This window comes from Massilia sp. 2TAF26 (assembly GCF_052115005.1).
Lineage (GTDB): Bacteria > Pseudomonadota > Gammaproteobacteria > Burkholderiales > Burkholderiaceae_D > Telluria.
Window position 1 is genome coordinate 401,705 of the sequence record NZ_JBFRFV010000001.1, and the last position, 16,679, is coordinate 418,383.

The 16,679-nt window shown below is 65.3% G+C and carries 14 protein-coding genes and 1 tRNA gene; 6 read left to right on the forward strand and 9 right to left on the reverse strand.

The features are described from left to right. Positions 1-14 precede the first annotated feature (14 nt). On the forward strand, positions 15-1,196 hold the full coding sequence (nhaA, locus tag AB4Z32_RS01895; RefSeq protein ID WP_441933812.1) for a Na+/H+ antiporter NhaA: 1,182 nt from the start codon (positions 15-17) through the stop codon (positions 1,194-1,196). Here nhaA and AB4Z32_RS01900 read toward each other — a convergent pair. Beyond that, positions 1,135-2,721: a methyl-accepting chemotaxis protein gene (locus AB4Z32_RS01900; protein ID WP_441933814.1), complete on the reverse strand. Its 1,587-nt coding sequence runs from the start codon at positions 2,719-2,721 to the stop codon at positions 1,135-1,137. The two genes, nhaA and AB4Z32_RS01900, sit on opposite strands and share 62 nt — an antisense overlap. A 141-nt stretch (positions 2,722-2,862) precedes the next feature. Between AB4Z32_RS01900 and sbcB the strand changes: the two genes are divergently transcribed. Next, positions 2,863-4,458 carry an exodeoxyribonuclease I gene (sbcB, locus tag AB4Z32_RS01905; RefSeq protein WP_441933816.1) on the forward strand — a complete coding sequence of 532 codons (1,596 nt, stop codon included), beginning with the start codon at positions 2,863-2,865 and terminating at the stop codon, positions 4,456-4,458. A gap of 23 nt (positions 4,459-4,481) precedes the next feature. On the opposite strand, the gene AB4Z32_RS01910 is transcribed toward sbcB, so the two are convergent. Then, a complete protein-coding gene (locus AB4Z32_RS01910; RefSeq protein ID WP_441933818.1) occupies positions 4,482-5,282 on the reverse strand; it encodes a hypothetical protein in 801 nt (266 codons plus the stop codon). Between the two features lie 108 nt (positions 5,283-5,390). Beyond that, complete coding sequence (locus AB4Z32_RS01915; protein ID WP_441933820.1) at positions 5,391-6,275, reverse strand: LysR substrate-binding domain-containing protein; 885 nt, start codon at positions 6,273-6,275, stop codon at positions 5,391-5,393. A gap of 119 nt (positions 6,276-6,394) precedes the next feature. Between AB4Z32_RS01915 and AB4Z32_RS01920 the strand changes: the two genes are divergently transcribed. Next, positions 6,395-7,951, forward strand: coding sequence for an MFS transporter (locus tag AB4Z32_RS01920; protein WP_441933822.1), 1,557 nt, complete (start codon positions 6,395-6,397; stop codon positions 7,949-7,951). Between the two features lie 236 nt (positions 7,952-8,187). Here AB4Z32_RS01920 and AB4Z32_RS01925 read toward each other — a convergent pair. The 6 genes from AB4Z32_RS01925 to cysS form a co-directional block, all read right to left on the reverse strand. After that, a tRNA-Ser gene (locus AB4Z32_RS01925) sits at positions 8,188-8,281 on the reverse strand. A 100-nt stretch (positions 8,282-8,381) separates the two neighbouring features. Continuing rightward, the gene (locus AB4Z32_RS01930) at positions 8,382-9,629 is read right to left on the reverse strand and encodes an aspartate kinase (RefSeq protein ID WP_441933823.1); all 1,248 of its coding nucleotides are present in this window, start codon (positions 9,627-9,629) and stop codon (positions 8,382-8,384) included. Positions 9,630-9,777: 148 nt separating this feature from the next. Continuing rightward, positions 9,778-11,217 carry a tRNA lysidine(34) synthetase TilS gene (gene tilS, locus AB4Z32_RS01935; RefSeq protein ID WP_441933825.1) on the reverse strand — a complete coding sequence of 480 codons (1,440 nt, stop codon included), beginning with the start codon at positions 11,215-11,217 and terminating at the stop codon, positions 9,778-9,780. After that, the gene (locus AB4Z32_RS01940) at positions 11,214-12,191 is read right to left on the reverse strand and encodes an acetyl-CoA carboxylase carboxyltransferase subunit alpha (protein WP_441933827.1); all 978 of its coding nucleotides are present in this window, start codon (positions 12,189-12,191) and stop codon (positions 11,214-11,216) included. The genes tilS and AB4Z32_RS01940 overlap by 4 nt, the downstream gene beginning before the upstream one ends. Before the next feature lie 77 nt (positions 12,192-12,268). After that, positions 12,269-12,925 carry a DNA-3-methyladenine glycosylase family protein gene (locus AB4Z32_RS01945; protein ID WP_441933829.1) on the reverse strand — a complete coding sequence of 219 codons (657 nt, stop codon included), beginning with the start codon at positions 12,923-12,925 and terminating at the stop codon, positions 12,269-12,271. 15 nt (positions 12,926-12,940) lie between these two features. Further along, positions 12,941-14,338, reverse strand: coding sequence for a cysteine--tRNA ligase (cysS, locus tag AB4Z32_RS01950; RefSeq protein ID WP_441933831.1), 1,398 nt, complete (start codon positions 14,336-14,338; stop codon positions 12,941-12,943). A gap of 240 nt (positions 14,339-14,578) precedes the next feature. Here cysS and AB4Z32_RS01955 point away from each other — a divergent pair, with 240 nt between their 5' ends. Genes AB4Z32_RS01955 through AB4Z32_RS01965 form a run of 3 tightly spaced genes read left to right on the forward strand, consistent with a single transcriptional unit; the run spans position 14,579 to position 16,538 of the window. Further along, a complete protein-coding gene (locus AB4Z32_RS01955; RefSeq protein ID WP_441933833.1) occupies positions 14,579-15,175 on the forward strand; it encodes a peptidylprolyl isomerase in 597 nt (198 codons plus the stop codon). 37 nt (positions 15,176-15,212) lie between these two features. Next, complete coding sequence (locus tag AB4Z32_RS01960; protein WP_441933835.1) at positions 15,213-15,704, forward strand: peptidylprolyl isomerase; 492 nt, start codon at positions 15,213-15,215, stop codon at positions 15,702-15,704. Positions 15,705-15,755: 51 nt separating this feature from the next. After that, the gene (locus tag AB4Z32_RS01965) at positions 15,756-16,538 is read left to right on the forward strand and encodes a UDP-2,3-diacylglucosamine diphosphatase (RefSeq protein WP_441933837.1); all 783 of its coding nucleotides are present in this window, start codon (positions 15,756-15,758) and stop codon (positions 16,536-16,538) included. Positions 16,539-16,679: the final 141 nt, after the last annotated feature.

The following is a 16,679-nucleotide window of genomic DNA, read 5'->3' on the forward strand; positions in this document are numbered from 1 at the left end:
CAAATCACGCCCATATGACCCGCTTCCTCTCGAATACTTTCCAAGAATTTGCCGCATCCGGAAAAGCCGGCGGCACCGTCCTGATCCTCTGCACCCTCGTCTCCCTCCTGCTTGCGAACTCGCCGCTGGGCGGGCAATACCTGCATTTCTGGCAGCAGCCCTTGGCCGGCCTGACGGTGGAAAACTGGGTCAACGACGCCTTGATGGCGGTGTTCTTCCTGCTGATCGGGCTCGAACTGGAACGCGAGCTGTACAACGGCGAACTGTCCGAGCTGAAGAACGCCCTGCTCCCCATCGTGGCGGCGGCCGGCGGGATCGTCGTCCCGGCGCTCATCCATTTCGGCCTGAACCACGGCACGCCGACGCAGGCGGGGCTCGGCATCCCGATGGCCACCGACATCGCCTTCGCCCTCGGCGTGCTGGCCCTGCTGGGCAGCCGCGTGCCGGCCTCGCTGAAGATCTTCCTTACGGCCCTGGCGGTCATGGACGACCTCGGGGCCATCGTCGTGATCGCTCTCTTCTATACGGCGGAAGTCTCGCTCGGCTGGCTGGCCGCGGCGCTGGCGGTGTTCGTCCTGCTGGTGCTGCTGAACCGGATGGGACGCGTGATGGCCCTGGCGCCCTATCTGCTGGGCGGTGTCCTGATGTGGTTCTGCATGCTGAAGTCCGGCGTGCACGCGACCATCGCCGGCGTCCTGCTGGCCTTTGCGATCCCGTATTCCGCCAGGAGCGACGACGAGACTTCGCCATCGCACCGGCTCGAACACCTGCTGCACAAGCCGGTGGCCTTCCTGATCCTGCCAGTCTTCGCCCTGGCAAACACGGGCGTGACGATCGGCGCGGACTGGGTGCAGGGACTGATGACGTCCAACAGCCTGGGCATCGTCCTCGGCCTGGGCGCCGGAAAACCGGTCGGGATCGTGCTGGCGAGCTTCGCCGCCGTGTCGCTCGGGCTGTGCCGCCTGCCGCCCGGCCTGGCCTGGCGCCACGTGCTCGGCGCCGGCCTGCTGGGCGGGATCGGCTTCACCATGTCGATCTTCATCACCAATCTCGCCTTCACGGGCGAGGCCGGCATCGTCAACGGGTCGAAGATGGCGATCCTGGTCGCCTCGCTGGTTTCCGGCGTGGCCGGCTTCACATGCTTAAGGCTGGCCGGCGCGGCGGCCGGCGATCCAACGACCCCGCGTGCAGTTTGAACACGCCGACGGCGTCCGACAGGTGATGCGCCTCCTCTTCCAGGCTCGCCGCCGCCGCCGCGGCCTCCTCGACCAGCGCGGCGTTCTGCTGGGTGGATTGATCCATCTCGACGATGGCAATGTTGACCTGCTCGATGCCCGTGCTCTGCTCCGCGCTGGCGGCGGCGAATTCGTTCATCAGCGCGGCCACCTTGTTCACCGAGCCGACGATGTCGCTCATCGTGCTGCCGGCCTGGTCGACCAGGCGGCCGCCGGCGTCGACCTTGGCGACCGAGTCCTCGATCAGCGCCTTGATCTCCTTGGCCGCGCCGGCCGAGCGCTGCGCCAGGTTGCGCACCTCGGCCGCCACCACGGCGAAGCCGCGGCCCTGTTCGCCGGCACGCGCCGCTTCCACCGCGGCGTTGAGCGCGAGGATATTGGTCTGGAAGGCGATGCTGTCGATCACGCCGATGATCTCGACGATCTTGGCCGAGCTTTGCTTGATCGCCCCCATGGTCGAGACCACCTCGGTGACCACCTCGCCGCCCCGGCTGGCGTGGTCGGCGGCCGACACGACGAACTGTCTTGCCTGGCGCGCGTTGTCGGCGTTGGTCTTGACGATCGAGGTCAATTCTTCCATCGACGAGGCGGTTTCTTCGAGGCTGCCGGCCTGCGCTTCGGTTCGCGAGGACAGGTTCAGGTTGCCGGCGGCGATCTGCGCCGAAGCCGTCGCGATGGTGTCGGTGCTCGAACGGACCGCGCTCACGGTGTCCGTGAGGCTGGCCACCATGGTCTTGAGCGCCTCCATCAGGCGTCCGGTTTCGCCGCGCGTGACCTCGATCCTCATCGTCAGGTCGCCCTGGGCGACGGTTTCGGCGAGCGCCACCGCTTCGCCGATCGGCCTGGTGACCGACTTCGTGATCAGGTAGCCGGCAAGGGCCGAGACGACCGTCGCCAGGGCCAGCAGCGCCAGCATGAGAACGGTGGCGTCGTGCGACGCTTCGGAGGCCTCCTGGCCCAGCCGGTCCACGCGTTCGGTTTCGTGCTTGAGCAAGGCGTCGAGACGGCCGAAATAGGCGTTTTGCAGCGGGATCACGGTGGCGAACAGGAAGTCGATGGCGGCCGCGCGATCGCCCTTGTTGAACTGGTCGATGGCTAGCGCGCGCTTGGCGGTGAAGGCCGCGAAGGCACTGCCCTGGTCGCCGAGCAGCTTCCTTTCTTCGTCCGAACTCATCAGCTGGCCGAGCTTGCCGGCGGCTTCGCTGCCGACGCGGTCGGCATCGAGCACGGCGTCGAAGAACTTGGCCGATTGCGCCGGGTCGGTTGCCAGCATGGCATTGCGCAAGGCCTGCGCGCCGCGGTTGGCGTAGCTGCGCATGACGTTGGTCTGCTCAACCGCCACATAGCGCTGCTTGACGATCTGGTCGGTGAGCGCGCTGGTGTGACGGATGCGGTTAATGCCGATCAGCGACATCAGCAACATGATGGCGATCGTGATGCTGAAGCCGATCGCCAGGCGCGAACCGATACGGAAATTCGAAAGCATAGGGTCTTTCTTGAGGTGAAGCAGTTCGGGACAAAATGCAACACTTGCCCCGCTGCCGGTACGCGCGGATTTGTCATGATGCTCACATTTTTGCATCGCGCGTATCATGTTGGCATGGTGTCCACTTCCATGAGAGGCCCAATGAACAGTTTGCTGGTCTTCGATTACGAAACGACGGGCCTGGATCCGAGCCGTGACCGGCCGATGCAGTTCGCCTGCGTTCGCACCGATATGGAACTGAAGCTCATCGGCACGCCGATGACCCTGTACTGCAAGCCTTATCCGGACCTGCTGCCCGACCCCGATGCCTGCGTCATCACCGGCATCACGCCGCAGTTGTGCGAGGAAGCGGGCCTCCCGGAACTGCAGTTCGTGGCGGAAGTCCGCCGCCAGATGACGATGCCGGGAACGATTTCTTTCGGCTACAACTCGATCGCCTTCGACGACGAGATCACGCGCTTCATGTTCTGGCGGAACCTCATCGATCCTTATGCCCGCGAATGGAAGGATGGATGCGGCAGGTGGGACCTGATCGGGCTGGTGCGCGCCGTCCACGCCCTGCGCCCCGACACGCTGGAGTGGCCGCGCGACGACCAGGGCAAGCCGTCGTTCAAGCTGGCGCGCCTCAGCAAGGCGAACGGCCTGCCGCACGAACTGGCGCACGATGCGCTGTCCGACGTCGGCGCCACCATCGGGCTCGCACGGCTGATCCGGCAGCGGCAGCCGGCGCTGTACGCGCATTGCTTCTCGATGCGCGACAAGGCCTTGGCGCTACAGGAAATGGACCCGGAACGGCAGGCGCCCTTCCTCCATGTCGGACGCGGCTCGCCGGAAACCGCCGGGGTCAGGATCATGATGCCGGTCGCGGCCCACCCCACCAACAGGAACGAAGTCATCGCCTGGGACCTGGCCGGGGATCCGCGCCAGCTGCTCGACATCGACGCCGAGACCCTGCGCAGGCGCCTGTTCACCAGGCAGGAGGACCAGCCCGAGGGCTTCAGCCGCATGCCCATCCACTGCATCGCCGCGAACAAGTCGCCGGCCGTGTTCAGGAAGCTGGATCTCCTGTCGCCGGAGCGGGCGGCCGAGCTGGGCATCGATCTCGATGCGGCGCTGGCGAACGTCCCCGACATGCGGGAGGTGCTGCAGGCGGTCGACCTGCCCCGGCTGCTGCAGGTGGCGTTTACGCCGCCATCCTTCGACGGCGATCCCGAAGAGGCCCTGTACGCGGGCTTCATCGGCAACGACCGCCGCACCCTCGACCAGCTGTTGACCCTGGATCCGGCCAACCTGGCGTCGGTCAGGCCGGAGTTCAGCGATCCCAGGCTGACCGCCCTCTTCCTGCGCTACAAGGCGCGCCACTATCCGGCCTTCCTGTCCCAGCGGGAGCAGGACAAGTGGGAAGAGCACCGCTTCGACAAGCTGATCTCGGGCTATCCCGGCAGCCGCACGGTCTCGATGGTCCGGGCCGCGGTCGCCGATTGCCGGCGCAGGCTGGGCCAGGCGGGCGAGCCCCTCGATGCCGCCAAAGTTGACATCCTCGACCAGGTGCTGGCGTATGCGAACGGCCTGGCGGCCGCGATCGATCCTTTCGATACCGCCGGCCCGGCCGAGCCTCCGTCCCCTGCTCCGCCGGCGCCCGCCGCGCCCGTACCGTCCGCGACGCCGGTCCAGCCCGACCTGTTCGGCGGCGCGGATGTGACGCCGTCCGCGGGCCGGACCAGGAAACGTCGATAGGCGGATGGCGCCGGCCCATTCGCTCAGGTATTGCGCAGGCGGGCGAGCTCCGGGCTGGCGGCGTAGGCCGATGCGAGTTGTCCGGTCAGCCGCTGGACGTCGAAGCGGCCCGCGTAGCGGCTGCCCTCCCGCAGCTGGTAGCGGATGGTGAGGCGCCCCTGGTCGTCGGCCTCGAGAAGGTAATGGTCGGCCAGCCCTTCGGGCGGCGGCGGAAGCGGCATGCCGATGCGCTCCATGAAGCTCGTCAGCTCGCCCGTCGCCCGCACGCGCACGGAGAAGGCTTTTGCGCGCACCATGGGATCGTCGGGATCGAGTGCGGCAAGGGCAAGCGCCTGCGCGCGCACTGCCGCGCCGAGGCGCAAGCTCAGTTCGTCGTGAGCATGCGCCGGTAGTCCGGTGGCGTAGCGGACCGCGCCCGGGCCGGCGTTGCCTGGCAGTGTGATGGTGTCGAAGAGTGTGGCGACATCTTCGTCCTGCAGGGTTTCGCGGTAGCCTGGATGCAGCGCCGATATGCTTACTTCAGCGTGGGGATCGTCGGCCAGGCAGCGCTCGCGCAGCGCCTGGTAGGCGGGGTCGGCTTCGAGTGCCGGGCCGGGAAAACGCAGCTCGCGCTCGAGCCGCGTGCCGTCGTACTCCGGCACGCGCGCGGCGCGGAATTCCTCGCGGGTCGACCCGGGCGTCGGCCAGCGCTTGTGGTAGGCGGCGAAGGCCTTGCAGATGCCGAGGTAATAGCCCAGGTTGCGCAGGGTTTCGGGCTGGACGAAGGGCAGGTCCAGTTGGGAGGTCGAGGCATTGTTTCGTCTGGTCCTTGGTTTCGTTTGCATGGCGGCTGATTTCAGGACTTGATGGGATATGACGAATCATCCTCCCGATTGCAGACCGCCCGCGCACGAGCGTGCGCGCGGTGGGCGGCTCGGAGACGCATGCCGGAATCAACCGTCCGGCAATGCGGCTTGCGCGAGCTGCCGGATCATGTTCTTCACGGCCGGAGCGCGCTCATTGCGGCGGAACACGGCCGCCAGATCGGAGGTAATCGCGTCTCCGGCGAGCGGCTTGAACACGACGTCGGGCAACAGGACGGTCGTGACCAGCACGTCCGGCACCACCGCGACACCGGTGCGCATCGAGACTTTGGCCAGCACCGCCACCAGGCTGCCGGGCGTGGCGACGATCCTGGGGCTGAATCCGCCGCGCCGTCCCACCTCGCGCGTGCCCAGCTCCTGTTCGGGCACGACGAAGCTCTCGTCGGCCAGCTGCTGCGGCAGGATCGGCGACACCGCCGCGGCAAGCCGGTGATCGGCAGGCAGGGCCACGCAGAACCGGTTACGCTGCAGGACATGGACGCCGAGTTCGTCCGGCAGCGCGATCGGCAGGCGCACGAAGCCGATGTCGACCTGCCCGCCCGCGACCAGGTCGGGCAGCCGCCCCATCGGCACTTCTTTCGCTTCCAGCTGGACTTCCGGCCATGCCGCGCGAAAGCGCAGCATTTGCTGCTGCAGGATGCCGGCAAACACGGCCGAGCCGACATAACCCAGTTTTATCCAGCCGAGCTCGCCGCGGCCGGCGCGCCGCCCGACGTTCAGCGCCCGGTCGAATTGCGCAAGGCTGGCGCGCGCTTGCTCGAGAAACAGCTGGCCGGCCGCCGTCAGGCTCACGCTGCGCTTGGTCCGCTGCAGCAGCCTTGCGTCGAGCACCCTTTCGACCTCCTGGATCTGTACCGTCAGCGTCGACGGCGCGATGCCAAGCCGCTCGGCGGCGCGCGCGAAATGCAGCTCCTCAGCCACGACCACGAAATATCGGAGGTGTCGCAGGTCCATATGCGCTTCCAGCTTTCAGTATTCGATATTAGCGAATTATTTCATCTTTTTGCGTGATTGAAGCTAATTGAATCCTCGGTTGTAATGGCGATTGACCCAAGCAAACGGAGCCCATCGCCATGCCCTCTCGACAACTCGCCCTCGATCTACCGGTGAGCCGCGCCCGTGCTTCTTCCACGGCACTGCTGTTGACCGCATCGCTGGGCTGCGCCGTGACTGTCCTCGACACCAACCTGGTCGGCATGGTCCTCCCAGCCATCGCAAGGGACCTGAACGCCACCTTTGCCGACATCGAATGGGTCGTCAGCACCTACCTGCTGTGCTTTGCAGCCCTGCTCCTGCCGGCCGGCGCGATTGCCGACCGTTGCGGACGCAAGCTCGTGCTGCTTACAGGCCTGACGGGGTTCGCGATTGCTTCGCTGGCCTGCGCCGTGGTCTCCACCGCGCAGGGCCTCTACCTCGCGCGCGCGGCGCAGGGCGTGGGTGCGGCATTCCTGCTCGCCCCTTCCCTGGCGGTGATCGGCCACGCCTTCCACGGCGAGGCGGACCGCGCCCGGGTATGGGCGGTGTGGGGCGCCATCATGGGATTGACGATGGTGCTGTCGCCTCTCGTCGGCGGCGTCATCAGCCATGCGCTGGGCTGGCGCTGGGCCTTCCTGATCAACCTGCCGGTGTGCGCGGGGCTGGCGCTCGCCGTGCTGCGCTGGGTGCCCGAATCGCGCTACCCGGAACGGCGCAGCGTCGACTTCCCGGGCGTCCTGCTGTTCTCGGCAGCGATGTTTGCGTTTACCTGGGCCTTGATCGGCGGCCCGGCGGAAGGCTGGACCAGCGCCCCGGTGCTGCTGCGCTGCCTGGCCGGCGCCAGCCTGTTCGCGCTGTTCGTCGGCGTCGAACGCCGGACGCCGGCGCCGATGCTGGATCTGGCGCTGTTCCGCAACCGCCGCTTCATCGGGGGCATCGTCGCGATGCTGGCGTATGCGGCGTCGGCACAGGTCATGGCCTCCCTTTTGCCCCTCTATCTGCAGAACGCGCGCGGCGCGGTGCCGCTCGCGGCGGCCGTACGCATGCTGCCGTTCGCACTGTCGATGCTGGTGTTTCCCCAGGTGGGGCGCTGGCTCGCGGCGTCCATGCCCGCTTACCGGATCCTGACGCTCGGACTGCTGGTCGTCGGCGCCGGCAACCTGGTCATGGCGTACTCGGCACGCACGACCGGTGCGGGCGTCCTCGACGCCGTCGGGATGGCGATACTGGGGGCCGGCGGCGGCCTGCTCAACGGCGAAACGCAGAAAGCCATCATGGGTGCGGTGCCGGCCGAGCGCGCCGGCATGGCATCGGGAATCAGCACAACCTCGCGCTTCTGCGGCATCCTCCTCGGCTTCGCAAGCCTCGGATCGGTGCTGGCCAGCGGCGTACGCGGCCTGCTGCTGGAAGGCCTGCCGCGGCTCGGCCTGCCTGTGGCGCCCGCCATGGTCGAACGGTTGGTGGCCGGCGACCTCGGGCACGCTGTCGGCGCCGCCAAGGGCCTGCCGGCTCCCGCCCTCGAATCCCTGGTCCACGCCGGCTTCGGCGCCGGATTTGCGCACGCCTTCATGCTTGCCGCCGTGACGGCCGCCGCGGCCGGCCTGCTTGTCCATGGCTGCATGCGGCCGGCTTCACGGGGCCGCGCGGCTGCATGAGTCGGTGTGCAGGGCGGCGTGTATGCCGCGGAAAACGAAAAAGCGACCTGGCGGTCGCTTTTTTGTTTGAATCTCTGGCGGAGGCGGTGGGATTCGCCTACATTCCGCAGGCCGCCCGCGCGCAAGCATGCGCGCGGCTTCGAATCCCACCCGCAGGGCGCGCAGGCGCCCTGCTCGCCTGTTCTGCCGCGGAAAACAAAAAAGCGACCTGGCGGTCGCTTTTTTGTTTGAATCTCTGGCGGAGGCGGTGGGATTCGAACCCACGATACAGGTTTAAGCCCGTATGCTTCCTTAGCAGGGAAGTGCCTTCGGCCACTCGGCCACGCCTCCAGTCAGCTCTTAACAGTGTTGCTCGTTGTCGCTGAGTGCACGCATATTAATGGCCACACTTCATTTGGTCAAGGAAGCACGGCCAATTTTTTTGAAAAAGTTAAGCTTTCTCCAAGTCAAACGCTTTATGCAGGGCGCGTACCGCCAGCTCCATGTATTTCTCGTCGATCAGGACCGAAATCTTGATCTCGGAGGTCGAGATCATCATGATGTTGATGCCCTCTTCCGCCAGGGTGCGGAACATCTGCGAGGCGACGCCGACGTGGCTGCGCATGCCGACGCCGACCGCCGAGACCTTCGACACTTTCGCATCGCCCAGCAGGCGGGTGAAGCCCAGTTCTTCCTTGTTCGCTTCGAGGACGCCCAGGGCGCGCTGGTAGTCGTTGCGCGAGACCGTGAAGGTGAAGTCCGTTTTACCGTCTACCGACACGTTCTGTATGATCATGTCGACCTCGATGTTCGCGTCCGAGACGGGGCCGAGGATGTGGTAAGCGACGCCCGGCTTGTCCGGGACGCCCAGGACGGTGATTTTGGCTTCATCGCGGTGGAAGGCGATGCCGGAGATGACGGCTTGTTCCATGTTGTTTTCTTCCTCAAACGAAATCAGGGTGCCCGAGATGGCTTCTTCTTCGAGCGGCATCAGGGGATCGGTCAGCGACGACAGCACGCGGGTCGGGACGCGGTAGTTGCCGGCGAATTCCACGGAGCGGGTCTGCAGCACTTTCGAGCCCAGCGAGGCCAGTTCCAGCATCTCCTCGAAGGTGATCTTGTGCAGGCGGCGCGCCTCGTCCACCACGCGCGGGTCGGTGGTGTAGACGCCGTCGACGTCGGTGTAGATCAGGCACTCGTCGGCCTTCATCGCGGCCGCGATCGCCACCGCCGAGGTGTCCGAGCCGCCGCGGCCCAGGGTCGAGATATTGCCTTCGTCGTCCACACCCTGGAAGCCGGTGATGATCACGATCTTGCCGGCCTCGAGGTCGCCGCGCACGCGCGAGTCGTCGATCGACTGGATGCGCGCCTTGGTGAAGGCGGAATCGGTCTTGATGCCCACCTGCCAGCCGGTGTACGAGACCGCATCCTTGCCGCGTGCCAGCAGCGCCATCGCCAGCAGGCCGACGGACACTTGCTCGCCGGTCGAGGCGATCATGTCTAGCTCGCGCGGATCCGGCTGCGCCATGATCTCTTTTGCCAGGCCGATCAGGCGATTGGTTTCGCCCGACATGGCGGAGGGGACGACGACGATCTGGTGGCCGGCGTCGTGCCATTTGGCGACGCGCGCAGCGACGTTCTTGATGCGGTCCGTCGATCCCATCGACGTGCCGCCGTATTTGTGGACTATTAAAGCCATGACAGTGGGGATTTCCGCTTGTAAAAATAGAAGGGGTCTTAAACTCTACATGCTGCGGTGCAGAATCACAATACGTGGTAATGCGAAATCTATACCTTATTGGAATAAGGTAATGCAGAAAGTGCATATTAGCGCTTTCCGCCCACCTTCACAGGGCTTGCCAGCGCAGGGCGATGCGCCCTTCCCCTTGTTCGACGTGCCGGCAATCCATCCCCAGCCCGGCGGCGAACAGCAGGTCGAAGCCGGTGCTGACGATCGGCAGGCGCGAACGCTCCCACACCGGCACATTGGCCGCCTGGAACAGTTGCTTCAGGCCGCGGGTCGGACGGTTCGGCGCCAGCTTCAGGCGCTCGCCGCCCTTGCGGAAGTCGATCTCCAGCGGGCGGCCGCGCAGCCAGTCCGGCTGGAGCCCGGTATCGGCCACATCGAAATGCAGCACCCCGCCGTAGTCCGGGAAGGCGATGCTGGGCTCGCCGTTCCAGCGGAAGGCCTGGGCATGCTTGACGATGATGCCTTCGTCGTCGGGATCGCGCAGGCCGGCCAGATCCTTCTGCTTCGGCACCAGGTAGAGACGGTCGCGGTAGCGGCGCGCATCGACTTCCGGATGCGACACCAGCGGCTGCGCATCCTCGCGCGCCGACAGCAGTTGCGCCACCATCTGCTCCAGCCAGGCGGTCGAGGGCATGCCCAGGCGGCGCACCGAGAACCAGTGGCGCAGCAGGTTGTTGACGCGGTCGCGGCTGAAGTTGCGCAGGCGCGCCAGGTCGAGGCCCTCGCCCACCAGGCAGGCCGCCAGGTCCTGCCCGGCCAGCTCGTCCAGCAGGCGCTGGGCGGACTGCGCATGGGCGCCGCTGCGGGCGATGCGGCGCTGGAAGCCCGGGAAGGCCTGGGCCAGCACCGGCATCACCTGGCGGCGCAGCGCGTTGCGGGCGTAGCGCGGATCGCTGTTGGATTCGTCCTCGACCCAGGCGATCTGCTGCGCCGCGGCAAACGCTTCCAGTTCGGCGCGCGCCACCGCCAGCAGCGGACGCGCCATCACCAGCCGCTCGTCGCCGAGCAGGCCTGGTGCGCGGTTGGATGCATCCATGCCGGACAGGCCGGCCGGCCCGGAGCCGCGCATCAATTGCAGCAGCACGGTCTCGGCCTGGTCGTCGAGATGGTGGGCGGTCAGCAGCAGGTCGACGCCATGGGCGCGGCACATCTCGCCCAGCGCCGCGTAGCGCCGTTTGCGGGCCGCTGCTTCCAGCCCGCTCCTGCCCTTCTCTACCATGACGTCGCGATGGTCGAAAGGCACGCCCAGCGCTGCCGCCGCGTCCGCGCAATGCGCGCGCCAGGCATCGGCGTTCGGGCTCAGGCCGTGGTGGACGTGGAAGGCGAACAGCGGCAGGCCGGCGGCACTGGCGGCTTGGTGCGCCAGATGCAGCAGGACCATGGAATCGAGGCCGCCGCTGAGGGCGACCGCGATGGAGGATGGGGAATGTTCTGCGCGCAGCTCATCGCGTAACTGAGCGAAAGCCTGCGCAAAGGATGCCGCGGCAAGGGCGGCCGGACCGGCGTCGTCGTCCGGTCCGTTCTTACGGGAGCTCACTCTTCGCGCGGCAGGGTTTCCTTGAATTTACCGTAAGCCATCAGCTTCGCGTGACGGGCTTCCAGCAGATCCTTGGTCTTCATGCCCTGGAACTGGCGCAGGGTGTCGGCCAGCGCGCGCTTCAGGCCCTGGGCCATGGCGGCCGGGTCGCGATGGGCGCCGCCCAGCGGTTCGCTGACGATTTTGTCGATCAGGCCGATGGCCTTCAGGCGGTGGGCGGTCAGGCCGAGGGCGTCGGCGGCGTCGGCCGCGCGCTCGGAGGTTTTCCACAGGATCGAGGCGCAGCCTTCCGGCGAGATCACCGAATAGGTCGCGTACTGCAGCATCAGCACGGCGTCGCCGACGGCGATCGCCAGCGCGCCGCCCGAACCGCCTTCGCCGATGATGGTGGCGATCAGCGGCACTTTCAGCTCGGCCATGACGTACAGGTTATGGCCGATCGCTTCGGACTGGCCGCGCTCTTCGGCGTCGATGCCCGGGAAGGCGCCCGGCGTGTCGACGAAGGTGAAGATCGGCAGGTTGAATTTCTCGGCCAGCTTCATCAGGCGCATCGCCTTGCGATAGCCTTCCGGACGCGGCATGCCGAAGTTGCGCATCGCGCGTTCCTTGGTGTCGCGGCCCTTCTGGTGGCCGATCACCATGCAGGCCTGGCCGTTGAAACGGGCCAGGCCGCCGATGATGGACTGGTCGTCCGCGAAGGTACGGTCGCCGTGCAGCTCATGGAAATCGGTGAAGATCGCGTTCACGTAGTCCATCGTATACGGACGCTGCGGGTGGCGCGCGATCTGGGAAACCTGCCATGGCGTCAGCTTGGCGTAGATGTCTTTCGTCAGTTGCTGGCTCTTCTTGGCCAGGCGGTCGATCTCTTCCGAGATGTCGACAGCCGAATCGTCCTGCACGAAACGCAGCTCTTCAATTTTGGAATCGAGCTCGGCGATCGGCTGTTCAAAACTGAGGAAAGTTGTTTTACTCATTGTACCTCCGGGTTGTTCGTGGCCGCGACCGGGATCGACCGGTGCTGCGGCGGCAAGGGCGCTATTCTAACCGGAAATTATCCGGAAATCGGGTCCAAACTGCGCCATAAATACCAAGTGGCAACGGTCCGCCAGGGTTCCCAGTTGGCCGCCACTTCGCGCGCATCGCTGCGCGATACGGGTTCGCCCGAAAAATAATTCTGGCTGATGCCCTGGATCAGGCCGGCGTCGTCGAGCGGTAGGACGTTCGGCCTGAGCAGATTAAATATCAAAAACATCTCCGCTGTCCAGCGGGTGATGCCGCGGATACGGACCAGCTCGGCGATCACCGCCTCGTCATCCATCTGCGACCACAGGTCGGCATGGACCCGCTTGGCCTTGAAATGGTCGGCCAGGTCGAGGATGTATTCGGTCTTGCGTTTCGAGAGTCCGCAGGCGGACAAGGGATCAAAGCCGGCCTTGATCACCTGGGCGGGCGTCATCTTCGGACACAGTTCGCGCAGCTTGAGCCAGGCGCCTTCCGCGGCCTTGACCGTGACCTGCTGGCCGACGATCGAGCGGGCCAGGGTCGTAAACGGGTCCGGATGGCCGCGCAGGTGCATGTCGCCGAACTGCGGGATCAGCTTGTTCATGATGCGGTCCCGCTGCATGAGCTCGGCCTTCGCCTCCGCCCAGTAAGGCGGGACGTCGGGCAATGTCGATGCCGAGCCCATGAGGTCCTTGGAAAGTGCCATTCCGGATCGTGCCGCTCAGGCGCGGCGCCAGTTGGTCGTGCCGTCGGGCTTGTCTTCGAGCACGATGCCGGCGGCCGTCAGCTCGGCGCGGATGGCGTCGGCATCAAGGAAGTTGCGCGCCTTCTTGGCGGCGGCGCGGCGGGCGATGGCCTCCATGATCGCGGCTTCATCCATGCCGCCTTCGCCCGGGGTGCCGGCGCGCAGGAATTCCTGGGGCGAGCGTTCGAGCAGACCGAGCACGGAGGCCAGCGCCTTCAGCTGGCGCGCATCCTTGACCGATTTGCTGCGATTCACTTCCGAAGCCAGGTCGAACAGCTCGGCTACCGCCAGCGGGGTATTGAAATCGTCGTCCATCGCTTCGCGGAAACGGAGCGCATGCGCCTCTTCCCAGTCGACCTCGACCTTCTCGCCGCCGAGGTCCACGTCCGCCAGGGCCGTGTACAGGCGGGTCAGCGCGCCCCTGGCGTCGTCGATGTGGACGTCCGAGTAATTCAGCGGGCTGCGGTAGTGGGCGCGCAGGATGAAGAAGCGGATCACTTCGGCATCGTATTTCTTGAGCACGTCGCGGATCGTGAAGAAATTGCCCAGCGACTTGGACATCTTCTCGTTATCGACGCGCACGAAGCCGTTGTGGACCCAGTAGTTCGCCATCGGCGGGCCAAAAGCGCCTTCCGACTGGGCGATCTCGTTCTCGTGGTGCGGGAACTGCAGGTCGGCGCCGCCGCCGTGGATGTCGAAATGTTCGCCCAGCAGCGCGCAGGACATGGCCGAGCATTCGATGTGCCAGCCCGGGCGGCCGATGCCCCATTTCGAATCCCACTTGGCTTCCGCCGGTTCGGATTCCTTACCGGCCTTCCACAGCACGAAGTCGAGCGGATCGCGCTTGCCGGTATTGACGTCGACGCGCTCGCCGGCGCGCAGGTCGTCCAGCGACTTGCCGGACAGCTTGCCGTAGCCGGGGAATTCGCGCACGGCGTAGTTGACGTCGCCGTCCTCGCCCTGGTAGGCCAGGCCCTTTTCTTCCAGCTTCTCGATAATCGCCAGCATGTGCGGCACGTGCTCGGTGGCGCGCGGCGCGAAGTCCGGCGGCAGGATGCCGAGGGCGGCGGTGTCCTCGTCCATCGCCTTGATGAAGCGGGTGGTCAGCTGGGACATGGTTTCGCCGTTGTCGACGGCGCGCCTGATGATCTTGTCGTCGATGTCGGTGATGTTGCGGACATACCTGACCTCGTAGCCCGAGGCCTTGAACCAGCGGTAGATGACGTCGAAAGCCATCATCATCCGGGCGTGACCGACGTGGCAGTAATCGTAGACCGTCATCCCGCACACGTACATGTTGATCTTGCCGGGTTGCTTGGGAACGAATATCTGCTTGTCACGCGCGAGCGTGTTGTAAATCTTTAGTTGGCTCATCGGATGGTGTTCTGGATGGTTGGAGCTTGACGCTCGGACGCACTTGCAGCTAGGCAACGTGCCGGGGATGACCCAAGTCGCGACCGTCAGGACTTGATTTCGCTGTTACTTTGATAAAATCAACAGTCCATCGCAAAGTATAGCATTGATAAAATCCTGTCTGGCCGCATATGCCACAGGTTTATTTTTCTGCAAAAGTCTTGACATCACTTTGCGTTTGCCCACAGAGAGGAAGCCACGATGCACATCATGAAACCGTCCCCTACCCGCCTCCTGGCCCGCATGGCGGCCGCCGCTGCCGGCGCCCTGCTGCTGTCGACGGCGGCCTGGGCGGCCGACCCGCAGGTCTCGCTGAAAACCACGATGGGCGAGATCGTGCTGGAGCTGAACCAGGAAAAAGCGCCGAAGACGGTCGACAACTTCCTCAAGTACGTCAAGGCGGGATTCTACAAGGACCTGATCTTCCACCGCGTGATCGACGGCTTCATGATCCAGACCGGCGGCATGGACGCCAAGCTGAACGGCCGCAAGACCCGTCCGCCGGTCAAGAACGAATCGGACAATGGCTTGTCGAACGCTGCCTATACCGTCGCGATGGCGCGCGAATCGAACCCGGACACCGCCACCTCGCAGTTCTTCATCAACGTGGTCGACAACCCCGGCCTTGACTATCCGAACATGAACGGCTCCGGCTATACGGTGTTCGGCAAGGTCGTGAAGGGACAGGAAGTCGTCGACAAGATCAAGGGCGTGCTGGTCGACGACGTGCGCGGCATGGAGAACGTGCCGGTGACACCGGTCGTGATCAAGTCCGCGACCATCCTCAAAGCGCAGTAAAATACGGAACTCTTAACAATAAGGCACAGGACAAACCATGACCACCGTACTCATGACCACCAACAAGGGCAACATCAAGATCGAACTCGACGACGCCAAAGCGCCGAAGACCGTTGCCAACTTCGTCGAATACGTCAACCAGGGTCACTTCACCAACACGATCTTCCACCGCGTGATCAAGGACTTCATGATCCAGGGCGGCGGTTTCGAGCCGAACATGAGCCAGAAGCCGGCCGACAAGACCGTCGAGAACGAAGCCAAGAACGGCCTGAAGAACGACAAGTACACCATCGCGATGGCCCGCACCATGGCCCCGCACTCGGCCTCGGCCCAGTTCTTCATCAACACCAAGAACAACGACTTCCTGAACTACCCGGGCCAGGACGGCTGGGGCTATGCCGTGTTCGGCAAGGTCGTCGAAGGCCAGGACGTGGTTGACCAGATCAACACCGTCAAGACCGGCCGCTCGGGCATGCACTCGGACGTGCCGGCCGAAGCCGTGATCATCGAGAAAGCCGAAATCGTTTAATCAAGTAGTCTATTCAAGCAAGGCGCGTGGGGCACGTCCACCGTTAATCCGATGAACAGTCCCGCGCGCACGCTTGCGCTCTTCATTTCCGACCTGCACCTGCAGGAATCGCATCCGCACACGGCCGAAGCCTTTTTCCGCTTCCTGGCCGAGCACGCGTCTCATGCCGAATCGCTCTACCTGCTCGGCGACATCTTCGAATACTGGGCCGGCGACGACGATATCTCCACGCCCTTCCACCAGCGCGTCGCCGACGCGCTGCGCGCCCTGTCCGACGCCGGCGTGGCCGTGTACTGGATGGCCGGCAACCGCGACTTCCTGGTCGGCCGGGACTTCGCCCGCGCCGCCGGCCTGAGCCTGCTGGCCGAACCCCATGTGGCTAGCTTCAAGGGCGAAAAAGTTGCCCTGATCCACGGCGATGCGCAGTGCACCGGCGACCTCGAATACATGGCTTTTCGCGCCCAGGTGCGCGACCCGGCCTGGCAGCAGCAGTTCCTGGCCATGCCGCTGGCGCAGCGCAAGGCCATCATCGCCGGCCTGCGTGAAGGCAGCCGCCAGGCCCATGGCGAGAAGTCCTACGAGACCATGGACGTCACGCCGGATGCGGTGTCCGCCCTGCACGACGCCACCGGCGCCGACATCATCATCCACGGCCATACCCACCGCCCCGCCCTGCATACAGACCCGGCGACCGGCCGGCGCCGCTACGTGCTGCCCGACTGGGAACTGGATGCCGAACCGGCGCGCGGCGGCTGGATCGCGATCGATGCGCACGGCCGCATCACCCGCTACGGCCTCGACGGCCAGCCCCTCTACCCCCCCAATCCGGGCTGAACGACATCGTTCAAATTCTGTCTTGACGCGTTGCGAACAGGTGTTATACTTCACTACAACACCACTTCAATACCTCACCGAAGTAGTGCCCCATCAACGAGGAGGCAGGCATGGATGTCCAGGCTGCACCGCAAGAACAAG